A 26092-nucleotide genomic window follows, 5' to 3' on the forward strand; every position below is an offset into this window, starting at 1 on the left:
TAGATGTCACCCAATGAGCCTTACTCGGTCAGCTTATCGTTAAGTAATTCGAGTCTATCCTGGCCCCAAAATGGCTCGTCTTGATACACGTAGGTCGGCACACCCAACAAACCTTTTTCAATAGCAGCCGTAGTATTAGCTTCATATATCGCTTCAATTTCACTCGATGATGCCTGCTCGATAACCTTATCAGCATCAAGCTGCATAGACGCCAGGATCTGTGCAATCAGTGCAACATCGGCAATGTTTTGATCTTTTGACCAGCATGCCGCCAGTACATTGACAACAAACTCACTTGGGTCTTGTCCCATTTGTTGTAGCACAATGGTGCATCTGTCGGCCAAGCTTGGGTCTGCCGGGAAAAAAGCCGGATGAAGGTTAAGCGGTAATTGGCGTTTTTTAGACCAGCGTGCTAACTCGATTAAACGGTAATCTTGCCTGGCTTGCGGGCGTTGCTTTACTGGTAACACGCCTCGCTCGGCAAACAGTTTGCCGAGTTTTATCGGCTTATAGTCAATGGCGGTGTGATGCTCTGCTGCAATGGCTGTAAACGCATAGTGACCTAAATAGGCATAGGGAGAAAGGCTGGTAAAGTAATACTCAATGGCTGTTTTCATGTTTCGCGTTACCTATTAATGGCAGTATTTGATAGCAAAGATTGATGGCGATAAGTCATGTCAAAAACAACGTCGATAAAAATGACGTCACAATAAGCGCTGAAATACAGATTCACTGCCAAAAACATAACGTTAGCGTGCAACACCTTACGCAGTCTAGTATTGATTTGTGAGCAAATGTTCTACTTGGGACAGTCTCAATAAACAGTGTAAAAATACTGATATCTTACGTTGATTTTATGCTGTCTCTAAACTGTAAATATGCCTCAGTGATAGCAGTGGCATCTTCTACTTGAGGATAATGACCTAATGTCGGTAAGGTGGTGATATTTGCATTGGGGATTAATTGACAATAGCGATCGATCATATGCTGGCCCGAGATCGGATCTAATGCTCCTGCGATCAGTTTGACTGGTACAGGGCTGTTCACCAGAGCCCCCACCCAACGTTGACGATGTTGTTTGCGTTGCGTCATATAGGTGATGAGTTTGTGCATTATTGCGATACCATCATTATGGGTTAACAATTGCCAAAGCGTATCGACTACCTCTGGCGTTGGTGGGGTTGATGGACCAAATATATGCTGTAAGTTGGCTGCAAATTTTGGCTTGGTGATTCTTTTCGCCACAAACGATCCCAAGGGTGATAATAATAACTTTTGAATTAATACCGGTTTGTGGGTTTCAGGAAACAAGCCACCGTTTAATAAACACACGCTGTTAATGTGTATTTTGCTATCACCATCAACTTGCCTTGCCAATAACTCTTGTGCCACGGTATCGCCATAATCGTGGGCTAAAATATGATATTCATTCACGCCTAACTTGGTTAGCAATGCCTGATAAATATCAGCTTGCTGGCTAATTAAATACTCGCCATTTTTAGGTTTATCCGACAAGCCAAAACCTAACATATCAAGGGTAATAACATAATATCGTTCAGTGAGTTGTTGCCACATGCCTTCCCAGTCCCAACTGGCGCTGGGAAAACCATGAATGAGCAATAATGCCGGCGCTGAGGGATCCCCTCCTGTACGAGTGAAGATTTGCTGGCCATTAAATTGCTCAAACTGTCCGTGTTGTTGCCATTCACTCAAGGTTATCATGGTGAAATTATCCTTAACTTATACTCACTGTGTTGCATCATACTGGCGGGGTTTTCTCGTCAGCACAATAGCTAGTAGCGATAATTGATTTGCTATACCTGTGGCGGCAGTGATTGGTATTCCGCTATACATCCGTGCAGAAGCGGTTATTCCGTTAAGTGCTGCATTAGCGGCAAAAGGTATGGGGCTGGGTGCGGTTATGGCACTGATTATTGGCAGTGCTGGCGCCAGTTTAACTGAAATAATTTTGCTCAAATCTATTTTTAAAAATACCCTAATCGTGACTTTTCTTGTGGTGATTTTATCAATGGCTGTGTTAGCAGGTTACCTATATGAGTTTTTATTTTAGGTCTAAATCAGCACTGATGACGAAGCATTATCATTAAATCGATACCGTGTATAACTAAAGATTCTATTGGTTGCGCTTTATTTAACATAAAGTGCAACTCACTTATTTTAATAATATTTTTTAATATTTCAACGCTCAGGCAACTCCATAAATACTGATTTTTAGGTTAAAAACGCTGCCTGAGTAGTTTTTTTAAACATCCGCAGTATACTTATTGCTTAATCATTCATCGTGACGGTAAAGGTGTTCATGACGACATTGGTAGACCCACAGCTCCTGCATGACCACCTAAAATTGTTATACCGTAGCTCCATTCCTGGTATTGGTATTACCATTATTGCCTCTGCAGGATTAGCATTTGGCTTTGAAGATCAATCTGCTGCCCACCTCAAATTACTCTGGTGGTTATGTTTATCTGGGTTAATGATACTGCGTGCTATCGACGCTTTCCTTTGGGTTGTACGGACGAATAAAGGCACACTCGGATGCCAACATGACTTATATCGTTTTAGCGCAGGTGTAATATTAACGGCGGTTTTCTGGGCATTTTATTGCCTGTTTTTTTACTCTATATTGAGTATTTACGAATTGTTTTCCGCACTGGTTATCGTCTCTGCCATGGCCGGTGGCGCAGCGACAATACTCTCTGGCAATAAACTCGTATCGCAAATATACGCCTCTTTGTTACTGGCCCCCTTTTCAATCCAAATGATCATATCCGGTAACCCTGAACACCGCATATTGGGTTTTTTGGGCCTTGCTTATACCATTGTGATGTTTTCTATCGCCAAAACGGCGGCTAAATTTACTGCGCATTCTATTAAGCTACGGAATGAACATAATCAATTATTAAAAAGTATGGAGCAAAAGGTCATACAAAGAACCAAAGAGATTATTCAATTAAGCCAACGAGATCCTCTTACTCATTTATTAAATCGACGCGCTTTTGTTGAGGCTGCGAATCAACAGCTCCAACAAGCCGAATCCGACGTTAAATATGCTATTTTCTTCCTTGATTTAGATGGTTTTAAGCAAGCCAATGATAATTTTGGCCACCGGGTTGGGGACGAAGTATTAACCGAAGTGGCACAACGGATACAACAGACTTGCGAACATGGTGAAATTACCTGTCGTTGGGGGGGTGACGAATTCATTATCATGGCGCACCAAACCAAACATTACCGCTTTGAAGAGCTCGCGATTAGGCTAAAAAGACAAATCAACATGCCTTTTGTAACGACTCAACATGTCCTTAATATGGACTGTTCTATTGGCATAGCCAAATATCCTGAGCACGGCCAATCACTCTCCGATTTAATCAGTTTAGCGGACTTGTCTATGTACAGCCGAAAAAGTGGGGGTTCTGACGATTTTGTTATGTTTAGCGGTGAGTTAGAGCAAAAAATAAAACACGAAATACACCTCAGTAAAGGTATTGCTCAAGCGGTTTCTGCGGGGCAGTTAAGGCTAGTGTTTCAACCTATTATCAAGTCAAATACTGGTGATATTGCATCAGTTGAAGCACTACTCAGATGGGAATTTGAAGGTGTGACTGTATCACCCGATGTGTTTATTCCATTGGCTGAGAAAAATGGCGCCATCAAAGAAATCGGTTATTGGGTAATAGACGAGTCGATGTGCAAATTGTCTGCATTACATAAGCAATATAAGCCCTTGAAAATATCTGTTAATGTGTCGGTTATACAATTTGAGGATGCCGACTTTGTTAATCAAGTTTATACCATTGTAAGTCAGCATAATGTGTCGCCCAGTGATGTGCATATTGAAATTACCGAATCGGTATTTTCCCAGGATAAACACAAGCTAATTGGCATGGTTAACGACTTTCAAACGCTCGGTTTTTTAATTTCAATTGATGATTTTGGCACCGGTTATTCATCACTTTCGGTCATTCAAAATTTACACATAAACATTGTCAAAATTGATCGCTCATTTATTGCTAACCTTCACCTTAATGGTATTGATATTGTCAAAGCCGTCATGGTGATGTCGCATGGATTGGGTTATCGTATCGTTGCGGAGGGGGTTGAAAACAGACAACAAGCAAGCACACTCACCACCTTGGGTATCCATTACTTGCAAGGGTATTTGTTTGATAAACCCCTTGAGTTTGATGTATTAGTTCAACGACTCGCTAGCCACACCACAGAGCAACAATCTCCAGCACTATTACGCTCCGCTAATTCTTAATGGTTAGCGCTTATTATCCCTCGCGAATTGATATCCTTAAATTTGCTTGCTCAATACCATTCGCTCAGTGCACTATGAACCTCTCAAACATTTAATGACAAGCTCAGTTAATCGACAGAGAGAAACATGTTAACCGATCCAATATTTTGGCTTGTCGCCATACCAGCCGTACTCATTACCGGTATCTCTAAATCAGGCTTTGCAGGTGGCGCAGGCGGCTTAACGGTGCCGTTATTGGCTCTCGCCATTAGCCCAGCTGCGGCGGCAGCGGTCATGCTCCCCTTACTGGTTTACATGGATTTTTTAAGTGTCCGCTCGTGGTGGAATAAACAAAGTAATCGGCAATTATTGATTTTATTACCTGCGGCCATGGTCGGTATTGTGGTGGCTTATTTATTATTTGATCAACTCAATGAGCAGTATCTTCGCGGTATTTTAGGTGTTATTTCGTTAGGCTTTGGCATTTATGGATTAACGTTTGGTGAGTGGTCTCAGCGAAAACCGTCTGCCCTAATTGGCCGAATATGCGGTACGCTTGCTGGGTTCACCAGCTTTGTCGCCCATGCCGGAGGGCCACCATTAAATGCTTATTTAATCCCACTACGATTAGAAAAAACACAATACCTTGGCACCGCCGTGATGTTTTTTGCCGTTATTAATGCAGTAAAATTGATCCCCTACACCATGCTAGGACAGATTAATCTGAGTAATTTACTGGTTTCAGCCATGCTTGCCCCTATTGCTTGGATTGGGGTAAAACTAGGGCTACGCATTCAAGATAAATTTAATGAAAAACAATTTAAGCAGATCATTCTGAGTTTAATGATCGTAGTAGGTTTACGTTTATTGTGGACCGCATTGATGCCGTCATAAAAAGGGACATGTAATGAGCACTGAAAATCGATTTTTTTATGAGCCGAGTAAAGGCCATGGCCTACCGCATAATCCATTAAATGCGATTATTGGCCCACGCCCTATTGGCTGGATTTCAACGCGTAATGCCCAGGGACAGCGTAACTTAGCCCCTTACAGCTTTTTTAACTGTTTTAACTACGACCCACCCATTATTGGTTTTGCCAGTACAGGTTGGAAAGACAGTGTGGCTAATATCGTCGAAACGGGCGAATTTGTGTGGAACTTAACTACCCGCAGCTTAGCCGCGCAAATGAACCAAACCTCGGCGCCATTAGCTCACGGTACTGACGAGTTTGAATTTGCAGAATTAACACCTATAGCCGGTAATATTGTCGCGGCAGATAGGGTCGCCGAAAGCCCAGTCAACTTTGAATGTAAATTAACCCAATGCATTCAGCTCACTGATGCGAATGGCAATAAAATTGATACCTGGTTGGTACTCGGTGAAGTGGTCGCGGTACACATTGAAAAGCACTTACTCAGTGCAGAAGGCATTTACCAAACAGCCTTAGCAGATCCAGTGTTACGTGCTGGCGGACCCTCGGCGTATTATGGTATTTCAGACGAGCAGCGTTTCGATTTACATCGTCCTACGCTATAAGCACGAAACAATTAAGGCTACCCGTTGGTAGCCTTAATTTTCTTGATAAACAGCTCGAATAAATTGTTAGAACTGGTAATGTAAACCCAATGCTAATTGCTCAATTTCAGCATCTATATCATCAACATAGCCGTACTCATCAATATCAAGATCGCCTTTGCTCATATCGTAACTTAACCGAAGGTTAAGGTTTTCAGTTATTGCTGCGTTTAGACCTATGCCATAAGTTAAACCAAAACCCGAAGCGGTAAAGTCATCATAGTAACCATCAACAACAACCGCCATTGATGCCACACCCACTTTAGCAAAAACCGAAAATGTCTCATTGAAACGCGCAGTAAATGTGGGAGTAAAGGTGAGTGCACCAGCGACCACATCAAGGCCATCTTCACCCACATCAGCGGCAAAAAAGTTACTTTCTAAACCAAACCAGTCGTTAAATTGATAACCACCGTATATCCCAAAACCTGTCGCATCGGCTGAGCCACTGGCATCACCAGAACCAAGTTCTGTTTTATTCACTGCACCACCGATATAAAAACCGCGGTTATCTGATGTTGATGAGAGGGTATCGGTGTTGGCAAAGGCAGGAGCAGCTAAAACAGCACACAAGGTTGTGGCAAGAAGAGACATTTTGTACATCATTGTTCCTTAATGATAGTGAAAAAATCTGGCGAATACTATCACAAAGAATATTAACGCAAACAGTTAATATAACTATATTTTTATCAATAACCCCCGACCATGTACAGCAGCGTTAAACAAGCATCATATAACCAATTTATGTGGCGTGATTAAAGCAGCAAAAAGCCCAGGAGATCATCTGAATAAGATTAGCACCTGGGCTTTTTAGCGGGGATAATTAATCTTTAATGGTTTACTTTCACCCTCAAAGATCGACGGCCCTTAAACGTTATATTAAAGATTAACGCCTAATGCTTTTACCGTTTCGATATTGATGTACTTATCGGTTGGTAAGTTATTATCGTTTTGGAATGCATTAACAGCTTTGATGGTATCAACACCCACTACGCCATCAATCTTACCTGGGTTATAGCCTTTTGTTGCTAATGCCTGTTGTAGATCGGTAATGGTTGTACGCGTCATGTTGGTTTCACATAAAATTGGACGCCATTCCATAAAGCCATCTTTATCAATACGGCTCAGTGACACTGTTTCAAACTCTGCAGGCACTTCAGAACGCATCTCTTTCGCAGCAGACACTAACTTAGTCACACTCATGGTTTCATATTTTGCAGCAACATCTACGCGCTGAGTTGATGCAGGGCTTACCACAACACGGCGACTAACCGTTTCAAATTCAGCTGGCGTTTCTGTCAAACAAATCTTGTTGCCAGTGCGAGTTGCTTTTGGGTGTTCGTCGTTATGCACTTCATGCCAAACAAACTCAACATCAGCGACTTTTTGAGTGACCTGAACGTCTTTATACTTAGCAGGCACTTGTGTACGCACTTCTCTTGCTTCGCTCACTAACTCTTGCACGCGAACTGTTTCGTATTCTTCAGGAATATCGACAGTGCGTGATGTTGCAGGAGACACCAATACGCGTTTTGTCAGTGTTTTATAAGTGGCTGGCACTTCAACTAAACACATGATTTCGCCAGTTGCTTCATCAATTTTCTGAATTGGGCCAACGCCTTTTTTCCAGATATTGTGAGCCGGTACGTCTACAACGTCTTCAGTAACCGTTTCATATTGTGCAGCCACTTCTTCCATACGAGTACTGGCTTCTTTAACTAGGATACGCTTTTCAACCCAACGGAATTCTGCAGGAATGGTTTCAACGACATCATATGCTTCAGCAACCAGTACAGACTCACCTTTTTGCTCATAACGTGCAGGCATGTAATGTTCATGGAAACACATTCCAGCCGTAGCATTATTAAGATTAATACCGTGCTCTGTTGCGGCTTTCAATAATTCAGCACTTGCAGGGGCACTGCCCTTACGTAAGTCGACTAACCACTGCGAACCTGCTGCACGTATTAGTTTTTGCTCAGTCACAACATCGTAAGTTGCAGGTACTGCGACCATGTTAAAGCTAGCAGGTTGTACTTCAATGGTTTCAGTGGCCTGTTGATATTGTGCTGGCACAATACTCACATTTTCACTGGCTTCTTTTACCATGACGGTTTCTGTGTAATTTTCGTAAGTAGGTTCTACCCATACACGCGCATAACATTCACCAGGTTTAGCATTAGGCGGAAGTAACTCACCTTCTGGGCTCGTTTTACCGGCTATAGCATCTTGAGATTGAGCTTCGCGCTTAGCGACCGCTTTTTCTCTTTCTAGCAAGGCATTGTTTCGTTGCGCTAACTCTTCTGCGTTGTATACAGATACACTGGCTGGTTGTGACAAGTTACTACATGCAGTCAATAAAATAGCAGCAGAAAGTGTGCTCAGTTTGAAAATGGTTGTCCTTGCAATGGCCATGATTACTCCTGGATCGATTAAGCGGATTTGCTAATATAATGTAACAATATGTAAATCTTTGTTACATTTTGCGCACAGGATACCGTCAAATTACTGACTATTCAACAGCTGAACGTAAAACCGCAAGCCTAATATAAACAATAGCTTGCATTAAACGCGACATTACATCGTCACTTTAACGTCACAATAAATGAAACAATTGTTTCTGAAATAAAACCAATCGATGTTAATAAAGTGTTTTAAAACAAGTGTTAGGTTGCTTATTAAAACATCAGCATGCCCACCGGCATGCACCACGATCAACCGCTTTTTTACGCATAAAAGATACATTAGAAAAAAATTATAAATTTTTACACTCTCACAATAGATCATCATAAATGCGCATTAATACTGAGAGATAAATAAAGGCATTGCAGATAAAATGAACATCGAGGAATAGTTAAGCCTATATTTGAAGTTTGTTACAATAGGGCTTAGTCAATCACGCCGAGACACGCTTACACATGCCAAACCCACCAGTATCAGAGAATGTTTTACAACGCATTAGTCATGCTATTGGTGCAAGTCATATCAGCCATGTAGAACTCATACAACCACTTTGGGGTGGTTATGGTCAGCTATTCAGAGCTTATGTTTGTGGGACATCCTATCCGTCTGTCATTGTAAAATACATCCGCTTACCGCAACCGAGTTCGCACCCGCGAGGTTGGAATACGCCTTTGTCACACCAACGAAAATTGCAATCTTACCTCGTTGAAGTGAATTGGTATCAACATTATGCCAACGCACATTTACAACAACCATTGAGCCCTTTACCTCATTGCATGCATGTAGAACAGCGCGCTGACGAGACCTTACTCGTATTGCAAGACTTAAACACGATTGGGTTTACCCGGGTTAATCCTCATGTGACCCCCTCGGTTGTGCGGGCGTGTTTAACCTGGTTAGGTTATTTCCATGCACAATACATGTCAGCCAACCCCAACGGGCTTTGGCCAATAGGCACATATTGGCATTTAGACACGCGCCCAGATGAATATGCCGCGTTACCTGATGGCCCGTTAAAGTCAGCGGCGGTTATGATTGACCGTGTATTAAGCCAATGTCCATTTCAAACTCTGGTCCACGGTGATGCAAAGTTAGCTAACTTTTGCTTTAGTGAAGACAACCGAGCTGCGGCAGTCGATTTCCAATACATTGGCCAGGGCTGCGGCATGAAAGATGTCATTATGTTGCTTAGCAGTGTCTTGAACTACCATGAACCAGAAAGCATGATTAATGCTTATCTTGAGCATTACTTTAGCGAATTGACTCACGGACTAAGTCAGTTTCATCCTCATATTAATCCGCAAGATGTTTTGCACGCTTGGCGGCCGTTATATTGTGTTGCATGGGCTGATTTTCAGCGGTTTGTAAAAGGCTGGAGTGTGGAACACGTTAAAATAAATGCTTATACCGAATCACTAACAGCATTAGCAATAAAGCAACTCACAACATCCACCTAGGCTTACCCTCTTTTGACTTAGTGTCGTGAACCTAATTTATCGTTTTTGCTGCTTTATTAACCACACAACTTATAATTCCTGCTCACCATTGGCTAAGCTCTATATTGCCGTCTACAGTTGATTAACACCTTATTTTTAAACGCTAATTCGTTAATCCGCTCGCGCTTGTTAGGCTGTGTGTTGCCTATACCAACTCAATAAGAAGACGGCATATGGAAAGTCCATTTACGTACATTTTGATCACTTTATTTTTTTCGAGCATTTTGTTGGCGATTATTTTTTTCATGACATGGCAAACCATGGGGAAACAAAAGTACGCGTTGATGTTTTCATTATCTTTTTTAGCCTCAACCACTCTTTGGGCAAACTCCCTTTTTAAAAGCCTGTTTTTATCGCACAATTTGTATTGGATGATTGGCTGTAGCGTGTCGATTTTGTCTGCCGTTCTGAGCACATGGGGGCATTGTTTACGCACTAAAACGCCAATTTCCCCTGTGACCTTATTGAGTTTAGGCATAGTGGGCGTCGTACTAACCTACTATTTTACCTATATAGATCCTTATATTGGTTTGCAAATGTCGCTGTATTTATTCATTGATGTGATATTTCTACTCATTACCAGTGTCGTCATCATTAGACATCGAAAAAAATCACGCCCGGCTGAAATCGGCGCTTCTGTGATGCATTTTGTGTTTGCGATAAGTTTGTTTATTGCAGCCAGTATCGCCTTATCACAAGGGCGTAATATGGATGTTGAGCTCATAAAAATGTATGCCGTAGTCAATTTTACTGCCTTACCAGCAGCATATGTGGGCATGTCGGTGTTTGTTATTTATATGCTGGCGTCTGATTTAGCAGAAGAAATGAAACTGCTGGCCATGACGGACACGCTGACAAACTGCTTAAATCGACGGGGTTTTTATGTGCGTGCCAAACAACAAATACTGGAGCTGCAACAACAAGCACAACATGTGTGTTTGATTTATTGGGACATCGATAAGTTTAAAGCCATTAACGATCAATATGGTCATGCGGGCGGTGATGAGGTGTTGGTCAGTATTAGCCAGATGATTAAACAGCATGTTAAAAAAGACGATTTGTTGGCCAGAATGGGGGGCGAGGAATTTGTTATTTTAATTGGTCGTACTTGCTATGACGACGCTAAAAATGTCGCTGAGCGATTAAGAGCCATGATAAATAACACACCGATCCCGTTCGGCGAGCAACACATTAATATCACCGCCAGCTTTGGTGTTGTCGAACTTGGCTCGCAAGACATTAGCGTAGAGCAAGCAATCGACCTTGCCGATAAAGCATTATACCAAGCCAAAAGCAGCGGCCGAAACAAAGTGGTGTTTAGCTAACCTAAACACCATCAAACTTACTTATATACCCAATCAACGACTCTAACTCAGCACTTATGTTATTCGGCAACATCAATACGGATATTGTCACTTAAGGTTTCAAGCTGAGATATCAGTAATGCAACGGTGACGTTCTCAGGTAATCTTAATATTAATTTAGCACTGTAAACGGTTTTACCTAAACTGGTAACTTGAACGCGGTAACATTCCTGATGATCGACACTGATTTCAAGATCATTTAAAATTTCATTCATGTCATGGGTTAAGCCAGAGCGATCATTACAATCTAATGTGAGCTTGCACTCTGCAGATAAATGAATAGCCTCATGGGCATATTCTGCATAAACAAAAGTCAGTTGGCTAAACTGTTGCTCTAACGCTTGTTTTAACGCCATTTCTTTATCAGCATCAATCATAACCCGCATCATCGCCACAAATTGGCCATCAAGCTTAATGACTTTACTGGTTTCCCAACTCGCACCTATTTCACGGCTAACTTGAGCCAACGATTGCAATAAATTAGGCTTTAATGTGCCCAATACTGTTGTTATAAACTTATGTTGCATAGTGCCTCCATTGAGAAATAACGCTTACTACAGACTATCTATCACCTTAAACCTCGTCTGTGCACTAGAACACAAATCGCACAAAACCTTCGTATAGAACAAGCAGAGTCGTTCACTGCCTTATATTAATTGGTATAAATTATTGATTTTGCACGCACTCACACACTTAGCGTATTTGTGTTGCTTACATCACAAACTTAAGCTGATTACTGCAATCAAAATGACATATTAAGCTGCGCTTAACGTGCTGTTTTTGATTATTGTCACACCAATCAAAACGACTAGCGGTACATCACCCAACAATTAAGCTGCTTTGTATCCAACTGAATTTTAAAGACTTATTAACACAACATTTGCCCAACCAAATCAACCACAACAAACAAACTCATAACCACTTGATTTTAAATGCATTTTTATCTTATAAGCGTTTGTAAGAATACTCATAACGAGTTATTGCTACCTCAGTAAGGTTTCTCTAAGATGCGCGCCTTGCCCAATAAGGCTACAGATTAACTTTTTAGCGGCTGCATGAGCTGTTGAACTTTCCACTAAGGGAACACCATGTCTACAAAATTTGCGAATCCAGCACCATTAGGTTTAATGGGGTTTGGTATGACCACCATACTGCTTAATATTCATAATGCGGGCTATTTTCCAATTGATTCGATGATCCTTGCGATGGGGATTTTTTATGGCGGCATTGGTCAAGTTATTGTCGGTATGATGTGCTTTATGCGTGGTGATACTTTTGGTACCACGGCATTTACTTCATATGGCTTATTTTGGTTAACCTTAGTTGGAATTATTTTAATGCCCAACATGGGTATTGCGGCCAGTCCGGCACACTTTATGGGTTGGTATTTAACCCTATGGGGCACATTTACCGCCTTTATGTTTGTCGGATCGTTACGTTACCCGCGCGCCAAACAGTTTGTGTTTGCTTCACTGACGGTATTGTTTTTCTTGCTTGCTGCTCGCGACTTTACCGGTAATGCCTTACTCGGCACCATTGCAGGATTTGAAGGCATTATTTGTGGCGCCAGTGCCATTTACTTTGCCATGGCACAAGTGCTTAACGCTGAATATGGCCGTACTATTTTACCCGTTGGCGAATTAACGCAAGTTAACGTATCAACTAATACTCACCGCCAACCACAAGCAGTTACTGCAGAGCCTGTCGCGTTACACTCAGTTAACGCATAAAAACGGTTGCCATTAAAACAATAAAAAAGCCGGTGCAATCATTGCATCGGCCTTTTTATTTTGTTTTATCATAATTTAATTAATGACTTGGCACACTTAATCATTAGTGCGCTTAATCATTAGTGCACTTGAATGACTAGTGCACTAGACGGCATCCACACACGGTATTACTCGGTTGAAATAGTACCACTGCATAATCTTTGGTTTCATCACGTTCAAGTACCTGGACACTCAGTGAGTGCATACCGTTTTTGTTTAAGTTGATGCCACTGATATACGATAAATACTCATAATGCTCTGGTGTCGCCTGACCTTTTGCTCCCACATACTCTTTTTTTGTGGTCACTGAAATATCAAACATTTGTCGCTCAGTATCCACCTTATTCACCTTACCTGTCATCGATAACGTTCCTGCGGAGTTACCCTCTAAATCATAATAGCGATAGTTTATTTGGGCTAAGCCATCTTTAGAGACTAAATCGACCAGTAAATAGTGATCACTATCAGCCTTATCCGCTTGATGATTAAATAATTCAGAGCTGCAACTGAGCATAAAATTAGCCGGTTTGGAGGTCAGTGAGTATATTGCTCCTACGCAGCCAAGTAAGCACACAAGTACCACAATATTGATGGCCCATAATCCTTTTCTGGTCATTTACTCACCTCCTCGTGACCGACTTGATAGCGTAATTTGGCCACTTGAAGTGCTGCAAATGTTCAATTTGTCTAACCACTGCGGTGTCACAAATTGCTTTGGCTGACGCAAATCGCTAATTTTTAAATTACGGATAAGAGACTGACCATAATGATCTCCTCTAAGGGTGATATTGAGCACTTGCTTGTCGTGCGATAAGGATAAAAAAATGCGCGTCCATATCGTTACCGGACAAAATTGTAAACCTTGGATCAATTGCTGGCTTTGCTCTATAAGGAGTTCATTATTGGTTTTAGACGGCGAATATAAAATGATATCAACTTGCTGACCTGAGTTTAAGGTGATGGTTTCTACGCTTAATGGCAAAGCAGGGCCAACTGATTCGCTCGTTTGATTAAACCACCAAAAAACAGCGAGTAACACGCTAACAAGAGCCATAACCACCAGCAACATTTGCAGTGGTTTAATCAAAGTTTTTAACCATGATTTGTCAGAATATTTACGGGCACGATGAGGCCTAAGCAAGTAGCCCTGGCCTTTTACAGTTTCAATCAGCGTTTCATATTGTGGGCCAAGAAATGAGCGTAAGGTAAAAATAGCTCGGGATACCGATGCTGAACTTAGCGGCAAGTTATCTTCGTGCCCAGACTCCAGTAATGGTTTAGCCACGACGTTGCCTTGATACTCCACCAATAATGTCAGTACATGTAATTCTGCTCGAGGAAGATGCCACACCACACCAGTGTCTTGGTTAATCAAATCCCCTTTGCCAATATCGAACCTACAATGGCCCAATTGCATTTTTGACCGCCTCAATAATGACTTAAACGTCGACCAATACAGTGTATGCAAAAAATCTGATGAATTCTGTGATCCTGCTATCTAAGCGTTTTATTCCTTAGTAAAAGTCAGTGTTTAAATTTACAATCTCATCAATCCGTGAGCAATATCACTCTATTTACCAGAATTAAAATGAGTAGATTTGCCATCCAATGAGCATAAATGTGATAAATAAGGCGACTTAAGTCACATTTCATATTCGTTTTATGCGATTTTATCGTCAATTAACTGCTGCAATAATCACACTCTTTGTATTTTGAAAACCTCTACTTTTATCTGCTTTGAATCACACCATTAATAACTCCATCACTTATTGTTACCCCATCAAGTTGTTCAGCAGATTTTGCTAACGACTCTATAGCTCCCAACACCAGCGATTGGGAATAATAAAATAACGATGAGTAAAGGGTGATTATTATGAGCATAAACAGACGTCAAGCATTGACACAGATTATTGGTATTAGCACCGCCGCTGCTGGAGCCACCTTATTAGGTACTTCCGCTTTTGCTGCCACAGACGCAGATGGTAACTACACCCTCGCATTAGGTGAAAAGTTAAAATATATACCACTAGATGCCATGGCAACTGCAAAGCTTGCTTATGAAACAGGCGGCGGCTGTATGCACCAGGTGTTTCACGCCATTATCAACATGCTATCGACATCAGCCAGTGCCGATGCCTCTAAATTTGCCACTATTCCTACTGCGTTAGCAGGTTACGGTTGGGCTGGCGTTGTCGGCCAAGGGACCTTATGTGGCAACCTGAATGCTGCCGGAATGTTGATTAATATTCTCGACGATATTAACGGTCAAAATAATGCCATTATTGGCGCCTCGTTCCGCTACTACGAAACGACAGATCTGCCATTATCATCTGCAGAATTTATAGCGGGCATTGGGTCTACCGAAGCTAAATCGCTTGAAGTAGGTACAACGTCAATTGCTAACAGCCCATTGTGTCACTCATCAATCAGTAACTGGTCTGCCGCCTCAGGTAAAGAATTCGCCTTAAAAGGTGAACGCTGCAAACGCCTCTCTGCCAGTATGGCTTACTATATTGTTGATTTACTTAATCGCGCTTACGGCGGAGAAGATATTTCAGCATTAACCATCGCGAAGCCGTCAGTAGAAGCACAAGCTTGTCAGTCATGCCATGGCGTAAGTTCAACAATGGGCTCAGCTGCCAGCGTGAAAACCGATATGGAATGTACGACTTGTCATACAGGGCATTTCAATTAAGGAGCGCATCATGAAGATCAAATATCTTAGCGCCATTTTAGCCAGTAGCTTGCTAATCTTTGGTTGTGGCAGTGATAACGATGACGACGACATCATTACCGTTGAGCCGCCTGTCGTGGTGACACCACCCGTTGTCGTTGTACCACCCGTGGTTGTCGATCCTGTGAGTGAAGGCGTGACTGTTGATGAAGCCACCGACATATCGATGCAGCTTGACTCATTTGATGCGGCAACGGGGGCATTAACGTTCACATTGACCAATGCCGACGGTAAAGCCATTACCAATGCCAGCGATTATGACATTGTGTATTTTGGCTACCCAGACCCAGCATCACCTTCCATTAAGCCAAAAGCCTGGAAGCGCTGGCATGTAACGCAAAGCTTCAAGTGCGATAAAACCGACAGCGACAATTGTGTCGGCCTACTTCAAGAAACTGATGTTGAAGGAAAGTATACCTTTGATGCAACCGACCTCGACCTAGGCAGTAAAGCCGCTGCTGGCGCTGTAGAAGTGTTTAAAGTTGCGGTTCAAATTCATGGTTCAATTGCCAGCAATGAAATCACCCTTATTGCCGCAGATGAATGATGATTCCCCCCACGTTAGTTAGGAACATAGCCAGTTCACCTAACTAACCTTGGACCTCAGCCGCAGGCTCATATCTGCGGCTTTTTTTAACTCTCAATGTTATACCAATTCCATTAATTATCTGGTCATTCAGCGGGAGTTCTGTGTCTTCTAGGCAAGTAATAGAATTGTAGGCATAGTTGTTCTCGGCAACAGCTCCTGCGTTGCTCTACCTCCTGCATCCATGCAGTCGTACGTCAAAATGCTATTAAGCAGCATGGAAGGCACAGAAACCCGCCTTACAGGAGACACTCAGACCGTTCATTTCTTTGTTGCATTGCCTTAAAAGGGAATAACCATTATTTCAACAATGCGCCTCAAACTGAACAATCTGAGTGGCTCTGATTGGTCACATAATTAATAGAATTGGTATTAACCTTTACCCCAACAAAAAAGGGCCTCGTTTATACGAGGCCCTTTGTTTTATGAACGTTTACGATACTAAATTCTCAATTCTCAACACTCTACACTCAACGTTAACGTAGTTGCTGCATTAAATACGCATAAACCATTGAGCTTAACTCGGCTGCTTGAGTATTATCTGCGGCACCCGCGTGGCCACCTTCAATGTTTTCGTAGTACAACACATCAATGCCCATGCCTTCCATTTTAGCGACCATTTTACGCGCATGCGCTGGGTGTACACGGTCATCACGAGTTGAAGTGGTAAAGAACACTTTAGGGTAATTCACACCTTGCTTTAAGTTATGATAAGGCGAGTAAGTTTTAATGTATTGCCACTCTTCGGCAATATCAGGATTACCGTATTCGCCCATCCAACTGGCACCCGCTAATAGTTTGTTATAACGTTTCATGTCTAATAATGGCACTTGGCACACAACAGCGTTATATAGACCAGGACGACGAGTGAACGCTGCGCCCATTAATAAGCCACCATTACTGCCACCTTGAATACCTAAATGTTTGCTTGTGGTAATGTTACGCGCAACTAAGTCTTCGGCAACGGCCTCAAAGTCTTCATAGGCCTTGTGACGGTTTTCTTTTAAGGCGGCTTGATGCCAAGCAGGACCATACTCGCCACCCCCACGAATATTAGCTAACACATACACACCGCCCTGCTCTAACCAGTTTTTACCGACTGTGGCTGAGTAAGCGGGTAAGCGTGACACTTCAAAACCGCCATAAGCATAAAGCAACGTTGGATTGCTGCCATCTAGCTTGATATCTTTGGCCATCACAACAAAGTAAGGCACTTTGGTGCCGTCTTTTGACGTCACAAAGTATTGCTTGGTTTCAAATTTATCAGCGGCAAACTGTTGTGGCATGCCTTTAATTTTGTCTGCTTTTAAGGTTGCACCATTAAAACGATATAAGGTTGAAGGCTCTAAAAAGCTGGTGTAATCAACGAAAAACTCATCGCTGTCACGTTCAACATCAAACACGCTTAAGGTGCCGTTGACTTCAAATGGTGCGGTCTCACTTTTCCATTCACCTTTGTCGTTTTGCATATAACGCACTAGCTTACTTTTAACATCGTCTAACCAGGTCACAAATATGGCACTTTTACTGAAGTTAATTTGTGAGATAAATGCTGTTGTAGTCGGTGATACAAACTCACTAAACTCAGGCTTTTGCGCAATGAGTTTATCAACTGGCGTCATGACTATAGCGCCTTGTTTAAAGGTGCCTTTTGCTGTTACGAGATCGCTTTTTAGCTCGATATACAATTGGCCTTTAAAATAGCCTTTAATGTCTGCATCTTCTGGGAGCGGTAACGGTATCAGTTTGTCATTTTGATATACGTAATGTTTGGCGGTATAAAACGTTAAGCTTTCAGTGATGATGTTGAGCGGTGTTTTGTCATCAAACACGACATAACCAGATGAGGCAACCGATGCTTTATCACCTTTAAAGACGGTCTTAGCTTCAGATAATGGTGTGCCGCGCTTCCATAGCTTCACTTGGCTTGGGTAACCAGAGTCGGTCATGCTTTGATCATCGCCAAAATCAGTCCCAACAAAGACAGTATCTTTATCAATCCAGCTAATCATTGATTTAGCTTCTTTAAGCAAAAACGGTTTCTGCGCTTTATCAACAAAGGCTTTAGTGGTGAGGTCAAACTCACGCACTTCAGCTGCGTCAGCACCGCCACGCGATAACGACACCATGCAACGCTCATTGAGTGGGTATTGGCAGTTCATGCCTTTGTATACCCAGTTGACGCCTTCGGCTTTACCTAGCGCATCAATGTCGAGCACCGTTTCCCATTTCGGGTCGGCTTTTTCGTACTCAGCTAACGTAGTACGACGGTAAATACCGCGAGTGTGAGTTTCGTCTTTCCAAAAATTATAAAAATACTCACCTATGCGGCTGGCATAAGGGATCCGCTCTTTATTATTTAATATCTCAAGGCTGTTAGCCACTAAGGTATCAAAGCCTTTGTAGGCTTTGATATGGGCAGCTGACACATCATTTTGTTGCTTAACCCACGCCATAGGCTTAGCGCCTTCAACGTCTTCTAACCAAATATATTTATCTTCTTCTGCTTGAATAGATGTTGCCATTGTCATCGCACTCGCTACGCATAAAGGTATGATTCGCTTAAGCATTTAAATGTCCTTTTTGTTATTTGCTTGCGGTTTTTTCAAATATGTCACTACTTTATAGGATTTACACAGATGTTCAATCGTTAAGCTACTGTAAACTGTAACAAGTTATCGCAGGTAAAATAATGCCCAATAGAGTGGCTAAACAGTTATAATCACCACGACATTTTTATCTCTGGTTTCCCCTCAATACAGGCATCAACATGGCTAAAACGGCAGCGGCATTACATATTTTAGTGAAACACCAAACTCAAGCTGAAGATATTATTAAACAGCTTAATAACGGCGCTAAATTTGATGTATTAGCCAAAAAACACTCTAGTTGTCCTTCTGCCAAAAGTGGCGGCAGTTTAGGTGAATTTAAAAAAGGCCAAATGGTGCCGCAATTCGATAAAGTCTGTTTTAACGGCGAACTCATTACCCCGCATTTAGTTAAAACCAAATTTGGCTGGCATGTGGTAAAAGTGCTTTATCGCACTTAGGGCCTATTGAACATGGCTTTATTAGAAGCCACAGTAGACGAAAAGAGACAGTGGATTAGCGACAACGGGCCACTGTCATCAAGACTTATCCATTTGCATATTGACTTATCACTACTACTTACGCAGCTTGATATATAACTCGCCATCGCGAATTTGAACATCCTCAACACCATCGGCGAAGGTATTCCAAAAGCCTCTATCGCCAAACTCACTGACCAAGTTGACGTTTTTCATATTGCCTAACCAGGCATTGGGAATAGGTACGCCCATTAAACTCACACCCACTAATGCCACCACAGGGCGACGATTCGCATCTAAACGAACATCCAAGCCAGTATTTACCCGTAAAATTTCCCCAGGCATTACCGGAAAGTCTTTGGGGATCGGGATCAGCATGGTCGCACTGGCTAAGTTATTAGAAAAATCGATCGCTACGCGCTGGGCAAAATCAGGATTACGACCAATCATCGCATTCACTTCTTTTTCACTAAACGACACTTGTCGGTCGGCATCATATTCACGATAGGCTTGTGGTGTTAGCTCGCCTTTGTCGTTGATAGGGTTGTCATTGGTGTGATGGCTATTGATGGTAGCGCTGTTTTGACTGGCTCTATCACTGTGACCAGAGGCACTGCTTGGCACTTGAGTCCTTGAGTCGAGCGGCCAACCAAGCTGAGTTAGTTTTTGATCTAACTTTTGCTCCTCTTTGGCATTTAAGGTTACTGGAGTCATTGGCGAGGGGAAAATATACGTGCGAATAACAAAAAATGTTAAACCAACCGTGAGCAATATCGTCGCTAAAATAATCAACAATAACTTAACGCCCGAGGCCCCTTTTTGTTGTTTGTAGGGCACAGATAAATGGATATATGAAGCTCGCATAGCATGCTCTTTCGTTATTGATTTTGTTCATGGTAATGCGCGCAAAGGCTAAACAGCAAATAAAACACCACCACTATAAAAATAAAAAACTTGCGCCTACACCATTATAAACACTCAAACTAGTTAACAATCGCGCAAAATTTGAGTTACAAACTAGCTGAGTTGTAATAAAATCGTCAATCGAAAGTACGTAAATCAACCAAATAGGTTTGAGATAAATAAAGGATTATTTTAATGCAGTTACTCTCTCGCAGCACCTTAGCGCCCTTCATTATTGGCACCAGCCTCTTGCTCACAGCATGTGGAGGCGGAGGCTCATCAAGTGATGATAACGATAACACCTCAGGCTCCACTGCACCGCAATGGGTTTCAGGCACTTTTGCTAATTATTCAAGCCTGGCCAATCAATGTAGCGCACCATTAACCCAAAAGCTGTGGTTACGCTCGTGGAGTAACGACACCTACCTTTGGTACAACGAGATCATCGATCGCGATCCCGCGCCTTACAGCGTTGCCGAATATTTTGACCTATTGAAAACCAATGAGCTATCAGACACCGGGAGTCTAAAAGATAATTTCCATTTTTCGATGTCGACCGAAGAATGGAACCTGCTTAATGGCTCTGGCGCATCTGTCGGGTATGGTATGGAATTGAGTTTACGTAATGCCTCTGCAGGCGTGAGCAGACAAGTCACCGTTGCTTATAACGAGCCCAATACCCCTGCAAGTAATGCCGGTGTGAGTCGTGGAGCCGTTATTGTTTCTGTCGATGGGGTTAATGTTGCTAATGCTAACGATAGCGCCAGTATTGATACACTTAATGCCGGTTTATTTCCAAGCACCAACGGTAAGCAAACGGTATTTGTAGTGCGTGATTTAAATGCTCAAACCGATCGCAGTGTCACGTTAACGGCTGCGACAGTAGTATCAACGCCGGTACAAAATACCAATACGATTCAAACGGCTAATGGCAAAGTGGGCTATTTACAATTTAACTCACACATCGCAACGGCTGAAAAAGGCTTATATGATGCGATGACCACCCTGAGCAATGCACAAGTTGATGATTTAGTATTAGATATCCGTTACAACGGTGGCGGACTATTAGCTATCGCGAGTCAGCTGGCTTACATGGTTGCCGGCGACGAAGCCACAGCAAACCACGTATTTGAACGTACAAGCTTTAACGACAAATACCCAACCATTGATCCGGTCACTCGTGACGCCTTAACGCCAATGCCGTTTATTCCTGAATCACTTGGTTTTAATACGTCATTACTCAGAAGCGGCATAGCGTTACCGACATTAAATCTTAAACGTGTATTTGTATTAACGACGCCAGGTACCTGTTCGGCAAGTGAAGCATTAATGAATGCATTGCGTGGTATTGATATCGAAGTCATTCAATTAGGCGACACCACTTGTGGTAAACCTTACGGTTTTTACCCAACAGGTAACTGTGATACCACTTACTTTACTATTCAGTTTAAAGGCGTAAATGACAAAGGTTTTGGGGAGTATTCTGACGGATTTGTGCCATCAACAAATCCAACTGTCGACAGTGAAGTACAAGGTTGTATGCTAGATGATGACCTTACTCATGCGTTAGGTGATAGCAACGAAAGACTGCTTAGCGCGGCATTATATTATCGCGACAATAACAGCTGTCCTGCCACTGCAACGGCTGTAGCACGCGCCCCTGTTAAAAATACCTTTATTGACCCAGGCTTTATGTTGCAAGACACTCGCAATCAAAATGTGTTGTTAAACAACCGCATTTTAATGCCACAGGCTTCGGAGCAATAATGCTAAAACCTCTCATAGGGCTCATTGGTATCGTGCTTATAAGCGGTTGTGTGGCAACAGCAAGCGAAGTTAACGCCTCGCCTCAAGCTGCGACAATCACTAATCCAAATGCGCAAACTCACGCCGAGTTACAGCAAGCAATAGCAAGCTTGTTAGGGGTCAGTAGCGTAGTGATTAGCGACAGTGCCTTTACGCAATACAGCCAAGAAGTGATTGAACGCGCACCGCACAAAGATGCCAACGGGTTATTAATTATGGGCCGCAGCACAGAAATACCTGATGCGATTCAGTTATTAACACAAGGTGATAAATGCCTATTGCAACATGTGCAAAGCGGCAACACGGCAAACTTATCGCAAGTACGTTGTAAGCTTGAAGACGCGCAATAGCAGCATATTGAGTGTTTTGATATAAGCGAATAAACCAAAAGGCCAGAGCATATCTTAATATGCTCTGGCCTTTTATTACGCGTTAATGCATTTCACCGCTAATTTATTTCACCGCTATTTCACTATTAACTCACGATTAACTCACGACACTGTAAAGCCAAGCTCCGCCTTTTAGCATCATGGCAAAACCAATACCCATCATAAATAAATAGCTAAACATAAAACCTATAGCACCGTTTGAGCCTTTTGCAGCGTCAGGGCCCTCTAGCTCCATGATAACGCGACTCATGGTCAATAAAATAAAAAAGTTGATGACGATGCTTAACAAAAAATAGTCACTGATCAAAGGTATTACACCACCAGCAACAGATGCAATAAACAGCAGTAAATCACTCAGTTTCTCTTTAAATGAATATTTTCTCTCTAATATAGACACACACAGTACCGCTAACATGAGTACCAGATAATACAGTGAGCTGGTTAATGCGGAGAAGATCCCTTGCGATACCGTGATGGCATTCGGATCTATTGTTGCATTCAGCTCTGTTGTTGCAATAGTGTCTGTTACGCTTGAGTCAGTAAAAAAACTGGCTATCCAATGACCAATGCCAAAGATGATTAACCATGCAACAGCAAATGACACCAGGCCACCATAATCAATCGGATGACTGGCTTTTCGGTTTACAATCAAGGCCAATAACACACCACATAACGCCACGCCAACCAACACGCCTAACGCGTACCAGTATTGGTCTAAATAAAAAAATGCGAAGCTAGGAGATATCACTAAAAAGGATTGGTAAAACTCATTATCTTTAGTGGTTAAGCCAGTATCTTTATAAAAAGCGAAGTAAACAATGAAGGGTTGTAACAGCACAAGCACAGTGCAGAGGGTAATAATATCCATATCAACGTCCGTAAAAATCCATGTAAAAGAGTTATTAAATCAATAAAACAACACGCTAAAACCTGAACAGTATAAACACCAGGGTAGTAAATTCAATCATTTATCGAATGCCATAACGTATAAATAGTGCTCGGGTCAATCATGTTTAGAGACTCACTAAAATCAAAGCCTATTTAATCTGTTTTTTAGTCCAATTGTGCAACAGCCATCTTGCCCCCAACAGGCTAAAACGTGATAAAATCTCGCCCTACTCACTTCAACCACACAAGGTAACGCAATGAATCCTATTATTGCCATCTTAAAAGAACACAACGTCACTGATGCACAAATTAATGAGTTGTTTCAAACGTTAACGGAAAATCCATTTGCAGCAATGGCAACTATTGGTCAATTAGGTATTCCTGCGGACAAGCTACAACAATTAATGGCCATGGTGATGCAAAACCCAGCCTTAATCAAAGAAGCAGTTGAAGAGCTTGGCCTAGATTTCTCGAAAGTTGAAGCGGCAAAAGCCCAGTTACAGCAGTAAGCGTGCCGGCTCATTACATTAGAAAGGCCAGCATCACAAGATTCTGGCTTTTTTTAACACCTCGAAATAATACCAATTCACTCGCCTTCAAAAGCCGTTAACCAGGTTTTGAGTAATTGGTTTAATGCTGGCACCTCGCTGGCAGATAAGCTGGCAACGAGTTTGTGCTGCACGAGTACATGTTGTTCTATCATCGCATCAATCACTGTAAGGCCTTTGCTGGTTAATCCAACAGATACGCTACGGCGATCTTCAGTGCTGTGTACCCGCGCTATGAGTCCTTTAGCTTCTAGTTTGTCTAGGCGGTTAGTCATGGCACCCGAGGTTAACATCATTGACGACAGTAACATTGAGGGCGTAAGCGTATAAGGCTTACCACTTCGTCTTAATGTCGCCAGCACATCAAACTCACCCATGGTTAAGCCAAACTGCTTATGGCAAGCAGAGATGTCGGCTTCAATGTGTTTTTGTAAACGCAAAAAACGCCCTAGCAATGCCATAGGCACGGTATCTAAATGTGGCTTTTCTGTTGCCCATTGTGCGACCACTTTATCGACATCTTCCATGCTTACTTTTACCTTTTATCAATCAGCAATAAAACTTAACGCTAAGATACTTTATATAAAGTAACTTTACAAAAACAACTTATCAGTTCAAAATCGCCAAGTATCTTCACGTGAAGATAAATTAACACCAAGGTTATTTATGAATATTTTACTTGCCATGATCCCCGCTTTTTTTTGGGGGACAACCTATGCGATGACTCAATATACATTGGCAGACTGGCCCCCCTTATTACTCAGTGCACTGCGCGCTTTACCTGCAGGATTAATATTATTGGCGATAAAACCCAGTCGTCCAGCGTCTGCTGACTGGTCTATTTTAATCAAGCTTGGGGCCGTTAATATTGCGGTGTTTTTCTGTTTGATTTTTGTCATGGCATTGACACTTCCCTCGGCCATCTCTGGGGTTGGAATGATCTCGGTGCCTGTATTTGCGATGCTATTTCATTGGGTTGTAAGTAAAAAACGTCCCAATGCTATACAGGCATTTTGTGGTGCAGTGTTAGTTTTACTCGCGTGGATATTGTTTGACCCAAGTTCAATCACCCTAAACCCAGTCGGGCTCATTGCCATGCTTGCAGCCATAAGTTGCATTATTGTCGGCAGTACGATTACCAAAGCGCTTGGTTCGCGGATTCATTGGTGGACTATTTTAACCTGGCAACTGATTATTGGCGGCGTGTTACTCACCCTGGTGTCTGGCGTACAAGCACTGATAACACCAGAGCCTTATTTCAACGTGATAAGCGGGTTTAATTGGGGTAACGCGTTAGGGATAATATGGATATTGCTGCTCAATACTGTATTGGGCTACAGCATGTACGTGTGGTTATTGCAGCGGATGTCTGTTGTCGACTTTACCTTTGGCAGTATCGCGAATCCGATTGCTGGTATTGCCTGTGGCGCCTTGTTACTCAGTGAATCATACACAACGCATCAATACACCTTGATGGCCGGAATGATATTAGCCTCTATTGCACCGACATTGATTAATCTATTACGGGTTAAGTTACGCAGCTCTGCGTTGATAAAGTAGCCGATCAGTAATGCTTAAAAATTAAAAAAGGATAAGCCATGGCTTATCCTTTTTTGTTAACCCGTATTAACTTAAAGCACTGGCACTTTATAAGGCATAGCACCTAAATAGTCTTTTTTACCGACTTCAACGCCGTTATGACGCAAAATTGCGTAAGCCGTAGTGATATGAAAATAGATATTTGGAACCGCATGCTCAATGGCAAATTCATATCCTGTTAGATACTTACCTTCCCAACGCGGCTGCGACACATGCACCTTGTCAGCATGGCCAAAATCAGCCTCACTAAAACCTTCAAGATACTTTAGCACTGATGCTATACGCTGACGCAATTCTGCTAATGTGGTTTCACTGTCATCGTGCTTTGGCACTGTGTCCATGTTTCCGGTTAAACGAGCTACACCCACTTTTGCCGTGTCGCAAGCAATCTGCACTTGGCGAATAAGGTTAAATTGATCAGGCGCTAGGCGAGAATTTAACAGCACAGCCATGTCGACTTTTTTCAGTGCAGCAAAGGCTTCTGCTTTATCAAGAATATGGTTTAAATTATTCAGCATCTTGCTGAATTGCACTACAGTCAGATCGTAAAGCATGAAAAATCCCTCAATGAAGCTGCAAAAACTGCAGCGTGTAAGTAGTTAGTATTTAGTATTTAGTATTTAGTAATGACGAATCAGTAATA

25 protein-coding genes and 1 pseudogene are annotated in these 26092 nt (G+C 42.3%); 14 read left to right on the top strand and 12 right to left on the bottom strand.

All coding sequences use genetic code 11. The features are described 5' to 3' along the window. Window positions 1-20 precede the first annotated feature (20 nt). Both AC19MX_RS13110 and AC19MX_RS13115 read right to left on the bottom strand, forming a co-directional pair. Window positions 21-617: a 2-hydroxychromene-2-carboxylate isomerase gene (locus AC19MX_RS13110; RefSeq protein ID WP_498298601.1), complete on the bottom strand. Its 597-nt coding sequence runs from the start codon at window positions 615-617 to the stop codon at window positions 21-23. Window positions 618-843: 226 nt separating this feature from the next. Further along, the gene (locus AC19MX_RS13115; RefSeq protein WP_498298602.1) at window positions 844-1722 is read right to left on the bottom strand and encodes an alpha/beta fold hydrolase; all 879 of its coding nucleotides are present in this window, start codon (window positions 1720-1722) and stop codon (window positions 844-846) included. 88 nt (window positions 1723-1810) lie between these two features. On the opposite strand from AC19MX_RS13115, the pseudogene AC19MX_RS13120 reads away from it, so the two are divergent. From AC19MX_RS13120 to AC19MX_RS13135, 4 genes and pseudogenes are all read left to right on the top strand, one after another. After that, a pseudogene (locus tag AC19MX_RS13120) lies at window positions 1811-2071 on the top strand (permease); the annotation flags it as partial. A gap of 249 nt (window positions 2072-2320) precedes the next feature. Next, window positions 2321-4282, top strand: a complete 1962-nt coding sequence (locus AC19MX_RS13125; protein WP_498298604.1) for a putative bifunctional diguanylate cyclase/phosphodiesterase — start codon at window positions 2321-2323, stop codon at window positions 4280-4282. A gap of 126 nt (window positions 4283-4408) precedes the next feature. Beyond that, window positions 4409-5155 (top strand): sulfite exporter TauE/SafE family protein, encoded by a 747-nt coding sequence (locus AC19MX_RS13130; RefSeq protein WP_498298606.1) that lies wholly within the window; start codon window positions 4409-4411, stop codon window positions 5153-5155. A gap of 13 nt (window positions 5156-5168) precedes the next feature. Continuing rightward, a complete protein-coding gene (locus tag AC19MX_RS13135; RefSeq protein WP_498298607.1) occupies window positions 5169-5798 on the top strand; it encodes a flavin reductase family protein in 630 nt (209 codons plus the stop codon). 66 nt (window positions 5799-5864) lie between these two features. Here AC19MX_RS13135 and AC19MX_RS13140 read toward each other — a convergent pair whose 3' ends face one another. Continuing rightward, window positions 5865-6443: a porin family protein gene (locus tag AC19MX_RS13140; protein WP_498298609.1), complete on the bottom strand. Its 579-nt coding sequence runs from the start codon at window positions 6441-6443 to the stop codon at window positions 5865-5867. Between the two features lie 273 nt (window positions 6444-6716). After that, window positions 6717-8252 carry a peptidoglycan-binding domain-containing protein gene (locus tag AC19MX_RS13145; protein ID WP_498298610.1) on the bottom strand — a complete coding sequence of 512 codons (1536 nt, stop codon included), beginning with the start codon at window positions 8250-8252 and terminating at the stop codon, window positions 6717-6719. A gap of 503 nt (window positions 8253-8755) precedes the next feature. Between AC19MX_RS13145 and AC19MX_RS13150 the strand changes: the two genes are divergently transcribed. Next, window positions 8756-9757, top strand: coding sequence for a phosphotransferase (locus tag AC19MX_RS13150; protein WP_498298611.1), 1002 nt, complete (start codon window positions 8756-8758; stop codon window positions 9755-9757). A 212-nt stretch (window positions 9758-9969) separates the two neighbouring features. Further along, the gene (locus AC19MX_RS13155) at window positions 9970-11121 is read left to right on the top strand and encodes a GGDEF domain-containing protein (RefSeq protein ID WP_498298613.1); all 1152 of its coding nucleotides are present in this window, start codon (window positions 9970-9972) and stop codon (window positions 11119-11121) included. Window positions 11122-11180: 59 nt separating this feature from the next. Here the strand turns inward: AC19MX_RS13155 and AC19MX_RS13160 are convergent, their stop codons facing one another. Further along, the gene (locus AC19MX_RS13160; protein ID WP_498298614.1) at window positions 11181-11687 is read right to left on the bottom strand and encodes a glycine cleavage system transcriptional repressor; all 507 of its coding nucleotides are present in this window, start codon (window positions 11685-11687) and stop codon (window positions 11181-11183) included. A 561-nt stretch (window positions 11688-12248) separates the two neighbouring features. On the opposite strand from AC19MX_RS13160, the gene AC19MX_RS13165 reads away from it, so the two are divergent. Continuing rightward, the gene (locus AC19MX_RS13165) at window positions 12249-12890 is read left to right on the top strand and encodes an acetate uptake transporter (protein ID WP_432401051.1); all 642 of its coding nucleotides are present in this window, start codon (window positions 12249-12251) and stop codon (window positions 12888-12890) included. Between the two features lie 136 nt (window positions 12891-13026). Here AC19MX_RS13165 and AC19MX_RS13170 read toward each other — a convergent pair whose 3' ends face one another. Continuing rightward, window positions 13027-13545 carry a hypothetical protein gene (locus AC19MX_RS13170; protein WP_498298616.1) on the bottom strand — a complete coding sequence of 173 codons (519 nt, stop codon included), beginning with the start codon at window positions 13543-13545 and terminating at the stop codon, window positions 13027-13029. Continuing rightward, entirely contained in the window at window positions 13546-14346 is an 801-nt protein-coding gene (locus AC19MX_RS13175; protein WP_498298617.1) for a winged helix-turn-helix domain-containing protein, read from the bottom strand. 456 nt (window positions 14347-14802) lie between these two features. Between AC19MX_RS13175 and AC19MX_RS13180 the strand changes: the two genes are divergently transcribed. After that, window positions 14803-15624, top strand: coding sequence for a cytochrome c3 family protein (locus AC19MX_RS13180; protein ID WP_498298619.1), 822 nt, complete (start codon window positions 14803-14805; stop codon window positions 15622-15624). A 10-nt stretch (window positions 15625-15634) separates the two neighbouring features. Next, complete coding sequence (locus AC19MX_RS13185; RefSeq protein WP_498298621.1) at window positions 15635-16210, top strand: hypothetical protein; 576 nt, start codon at window positions 15635-15637, stop codon at window positions 16208-16210. A gap of 515 nt (window positions 16211-16725) precedes the next feature. Here AC19MX_RS13185 and AC19MX_RS13190 read toward each other — a convergent pair. Continuing rightward, the gene (locus tag AC19MX_RS13190) at window positions 16726-18819 is read right to left on the bottom strand and encodes a prolyl oligopeptidase family serine peptidase (RefSeq protein WP_498298623.1); all 2094 of its coding nucleotides are present in this window, start codon (window positions 18817-18819) and stop codon (window positions 16726-16728) included. A 200-nt stretch (window positions 18820-19019) separates the two neighbouring features. On the opposite strand from AC19MX_RS13190, the gene AC19MX_RS13195 reads away from it, so the two are divergent. Next, window positions 19020-19298, top strand: a complete 279-nt coding sequence (locus AC19MX_RS13195) for a peptidylprolyl isomerase (RefSeq protein ID WP_498298625.1) — start codon at window positions 19020-19022, stop codon at window positions 19296-19298. 114 nt (window positions 19299-19412) lie between these two features. Here AC19MX_RS13195 and AC19MX_RS13200 read toward each other — a convergent pair whose 3' ends face one another. Further along, on the bottom strand, window positions 19413-20180 hold the full coding sequence (locus AC19MX_RS13200; protein WP_498298627.1) for an arginine N-succinyltransferase: 768 nt from the start codon (window positions 20178-20180) through the stop codon (window positions 19413-19415). A gap of 234 nt (window positions 20181-20414) precedes the next feature. Between AC19MX_RS13200 and AC19MX_RS13205 the strand changes: the two genes are divergently transcribed. Together AC19MX_RS13205 and AC19MX_RS13210 are read left to right on the top strand one after the other, a co-directional pair. Next, complete coding sequence (locus AC19MX_RS13205) at window positions 20415-21986, top strand: S41 family peptidase (protein WP_498298629.1); 1572 nt, start codon at window positions 20415-20417, stop codon at window positions 21984-21986. Continuing rightward, a complete protein-coding gene (locus AC19MX_RS13210) occupies window positions 21986-22375 on the top strand; it encodes a hypothetical protein (RefSeq protein ID WP_498298631.1) in 390 nt (129 codons plus the stop codon). Before AC19MX_RS13205 ends, AC19MX_RS13210 begins: the two co-directional genes overlap by 1 nt. 136 nt (window positions 22376-22511) lie before the next feature. On the opposite strand, the gene AC19MX_RS13215 is transcribed toward AC19MX_RS13210, so the two are convergent. Then, entirely contained in the window at window positions 22512-23282 is a 771-nt protein-coding gene (locus tag AC19MX_RS13215) for a hypothetical protein (RefSeq protein WP_498298633.1), read from the bottom strand. 277 nt (window positions 23283-23559) lie between these two features. On the opposite strand from AC19MX_RS13215, the gene AC19MX_RS13220 reads away from it, so the two are divergent. Continuing rightward, window positions 23560-23811 carry a DUF2999 family protein gene (locus AC19MX_RS13220; protein WP_160056334.1) on the top strand — a complete coding sequence of 84 codons (252 nt, stop codon included), beginning with the start codon at window positions 23560-23562 and terminating at the stop codon, window positions 23809-23811. 77 nt (window positions 23812-23888) lie between these two features. Here the strand turns inward: AC19MX_RS13220 and AC19MX_RS13225 are convergent, their stop codons facing one another. Further along, window positions 23889-24377 (bottom strand): MarR family winged helix-turn-helix transcriptional regulator, encoded by a 489-nt coding sequence (locus AC19MX_RS13225; protein WP_160056332.1) that lies wholly within the window; start codon window positions 24375-24377, stop codon window positions 23889-23891. 139 nt (window positions 24378-24516) lie between these two features. Here AC19MX_RS13225 and AC19MX_RS13230 point away from each other — a divergent pair, with 139 nt between their 5' ends. After that, window positions 24517-25410, top strand: coding sequence for a DMT family transporter (locus AC19MX_RS13230; protein WP_498298635.1), 894 nt, complete (start codon window positions 24517-24519; stop codon window positions 25408-25410). Window positions 25411-25481: 71 nt separating this feature from the next. Here the strand turns inward: AC19MX_RS13230 and AC19MX_RS13235 are convergent, their stop codons facing one another. Continuing rightward, window positions 25482-26003, bottom strand: coding sequence for a DUF1993 domain-containing protein (locus AC19MX_RS13235; protein ID WP_432401023.1), 522 nt, complete (start codon window positions 26001-26003; stop codon window positions 25482-25484). Window positions 26004-26092 lie beyond the last annotated feature (89 nt).

It is taken from the genome of Shewanella sp. MF05956 (genome assembly GCF_059758055.1).

Bases quoted from the DNA above. Each gene is read 5' to 3' on its own strand.
- AC19MX_RS13190 (WP_498298623.1), bottom strand. From the start codon at position 18,819: ATGCTTAAGCGAATCATACCTTTATGCGTAGCGAGTGCGATGACAATG.
- AC19MX_RS13220 (WP_160056334.1), top strand. From the start codon at position 23,560: ATGAATCCTATTATTGCCATCTTAAAAGAACACAACGTCACTGATGCA.
- AC19MX_RS13135 (WP_498298607.1), top strand. From the start codon at position 5,169: ATGAGCACTGAAAATCGATTTTTTTATGAGCCGAGTAAAGGCCATGGC.
- AC19MX_RS13110 (WP_498298601.1), bottom strand. From the start codon at position 617: ATGAAAACAGCCATTGAGTATTACTTTACCAGCCTTTCTCCCTATGCC.
- AC19MX_RS13170 (WP_498298616.1), bottom strand. From the start codon at position 13,545: ATGACCAGAAAAGGATTATGGGCCATCAATATTGTGGTACTTGTGTGC.
- AC19MX_RS13215 (WP_498298633.1), bottom strand. From the start codon at position 23,282: ATGGATATTATTACCCTCTGCACTGTGCTTGTGCTGTTACAACCCTTC.
- AC19MX_RS13205 (WP_498298629.1), top strand. From the start codon at position 20,415: ATGCAGTTACTCTCTCGCAGCACCTTAGCGCCCTTCATTATTGGCACC.
- AC19MX_RS13145 (WP_498298610.1), bottom strand. From the start codon at position 8,252: ATGGCCATTGCAAGGACAACCATTTTCAAACTGAGCACACTTTCTGCT.
- AC19MX_RS13175 (WP_498298617.1), bottom strand. From the start codon at position 14,346: ATGCAATTGGGCCATTGTAGGTTCGATATTGGCAAAGGGGATTTGATT.
- AC19MX_RS13185 (WP_498298621.1), top strand. From the start codon at position 15,635: ATGAAGATCAAATATCTTAGCGCCATTTTAGCCAGTAGCTTGCTAATC.
- AC19MX_RS13155 (WP_498298613.1), top strand. From the start codon at position 9,970: ATGGAAAGTCCATTTACGTACATTTTGATCACTTTATTTTTTTCGAGC.
- AC19MX_RS13230 (WP_498298635.1), top strand. From the start codon at position 24,517: ATGAATATTTTACTTGCCATGATCCCCGCTTTTTTTTGGGGGACAACC.
- AC19MX_RS13165 (WP_432401051.1), top strand. From the start codon at position 12,249: ATGTCTACAAAATTTGCGAATCCAGCACCATTAGGTTTAATGGGGTTT.
- AC19MX_RS13195 (WP_498298625.1), top strand. From the start codon at position 19,020: ATGGCTAAAACGGCAGCGGCATTACATATTTTAGTGAAACACCAAACT.
- AC19MX_RS13200 (WP_498298627.1), bottom strand. From the start codon at position 20,180: ATGCGAGCTTCATATATCCATTTATCTGTGCCCTACAAACAACAAAAA.
- AC19MX_RS13150 (WP_498298611.1), top strand. From the start codon at position 8,756: ATGCCAAACCCACCAGTATCAGAGAATGTTTTACAACGCATTAGTCAT.
- AC19MX_RS13225 (WP_160056332.1), bottom strand. From the start codon at position 24,377: ATGGAAGATGTCGATAAAGTGGTCGCACAATGGGCAACAGAAAAGCCA.
- AC19MX_RS13130 (WP_498298606.1), top strand. From the start codon at position 4,409: ATGTTAACCGATCCAATATTTTGGCTTGTCGCCATACCAGCCGTACTC.
- AC19MX_RS13140 (WP_498298609.1), bottom strand. From the start codon at position 6,443: ATGATGTACAAAATGTCTCTTCTTGCCACAACCTTGTGTGCTGTTTTA.
- AC19MX_RS13115 (WP_498298602.1), bottom strand. From the start codon at position 1,722: ATGATAACCTTGAGTGAATGGCAACAACACGGACAGTTTGAGCAATTT.
- AC19MX_RS13125 (WP_498298604.1), top strand. From the start codon at position 2,321: ATGACGACATTGGTAGACCCACAGCTCCTGCATGACCACCTAAAATTG.
- AC19MX_RS13235 (WP_432401023.1), bottom strand. From the start codon at position 26,003: ATGCTTTACGATCTGACTGTAGTGCAATTCAGCAAGATGCTGAATAAT.
- AC19MX_RS13210 (WP_498298631.1), top strand. From the start codon at position 21,986: ATGCTAAAACCTCTCATAGGGCTCATTGGTATCGTGCTTATAAGCGGT.
- AC19MX_RS13160 (WP_498298614.1), bottom strand. From the start codon at position 11,687: ATGCAACATAAGTTTATAACAACAGTATTGGGCACATTAAAGCCTAAT.
- AC19MX_RS13180 (WP_498298619.1), top strand. From the start codon at position 14,803: ATGAGCATAAACAGACGTCAAGCATTGACACAGATTATTGGTATTAGC.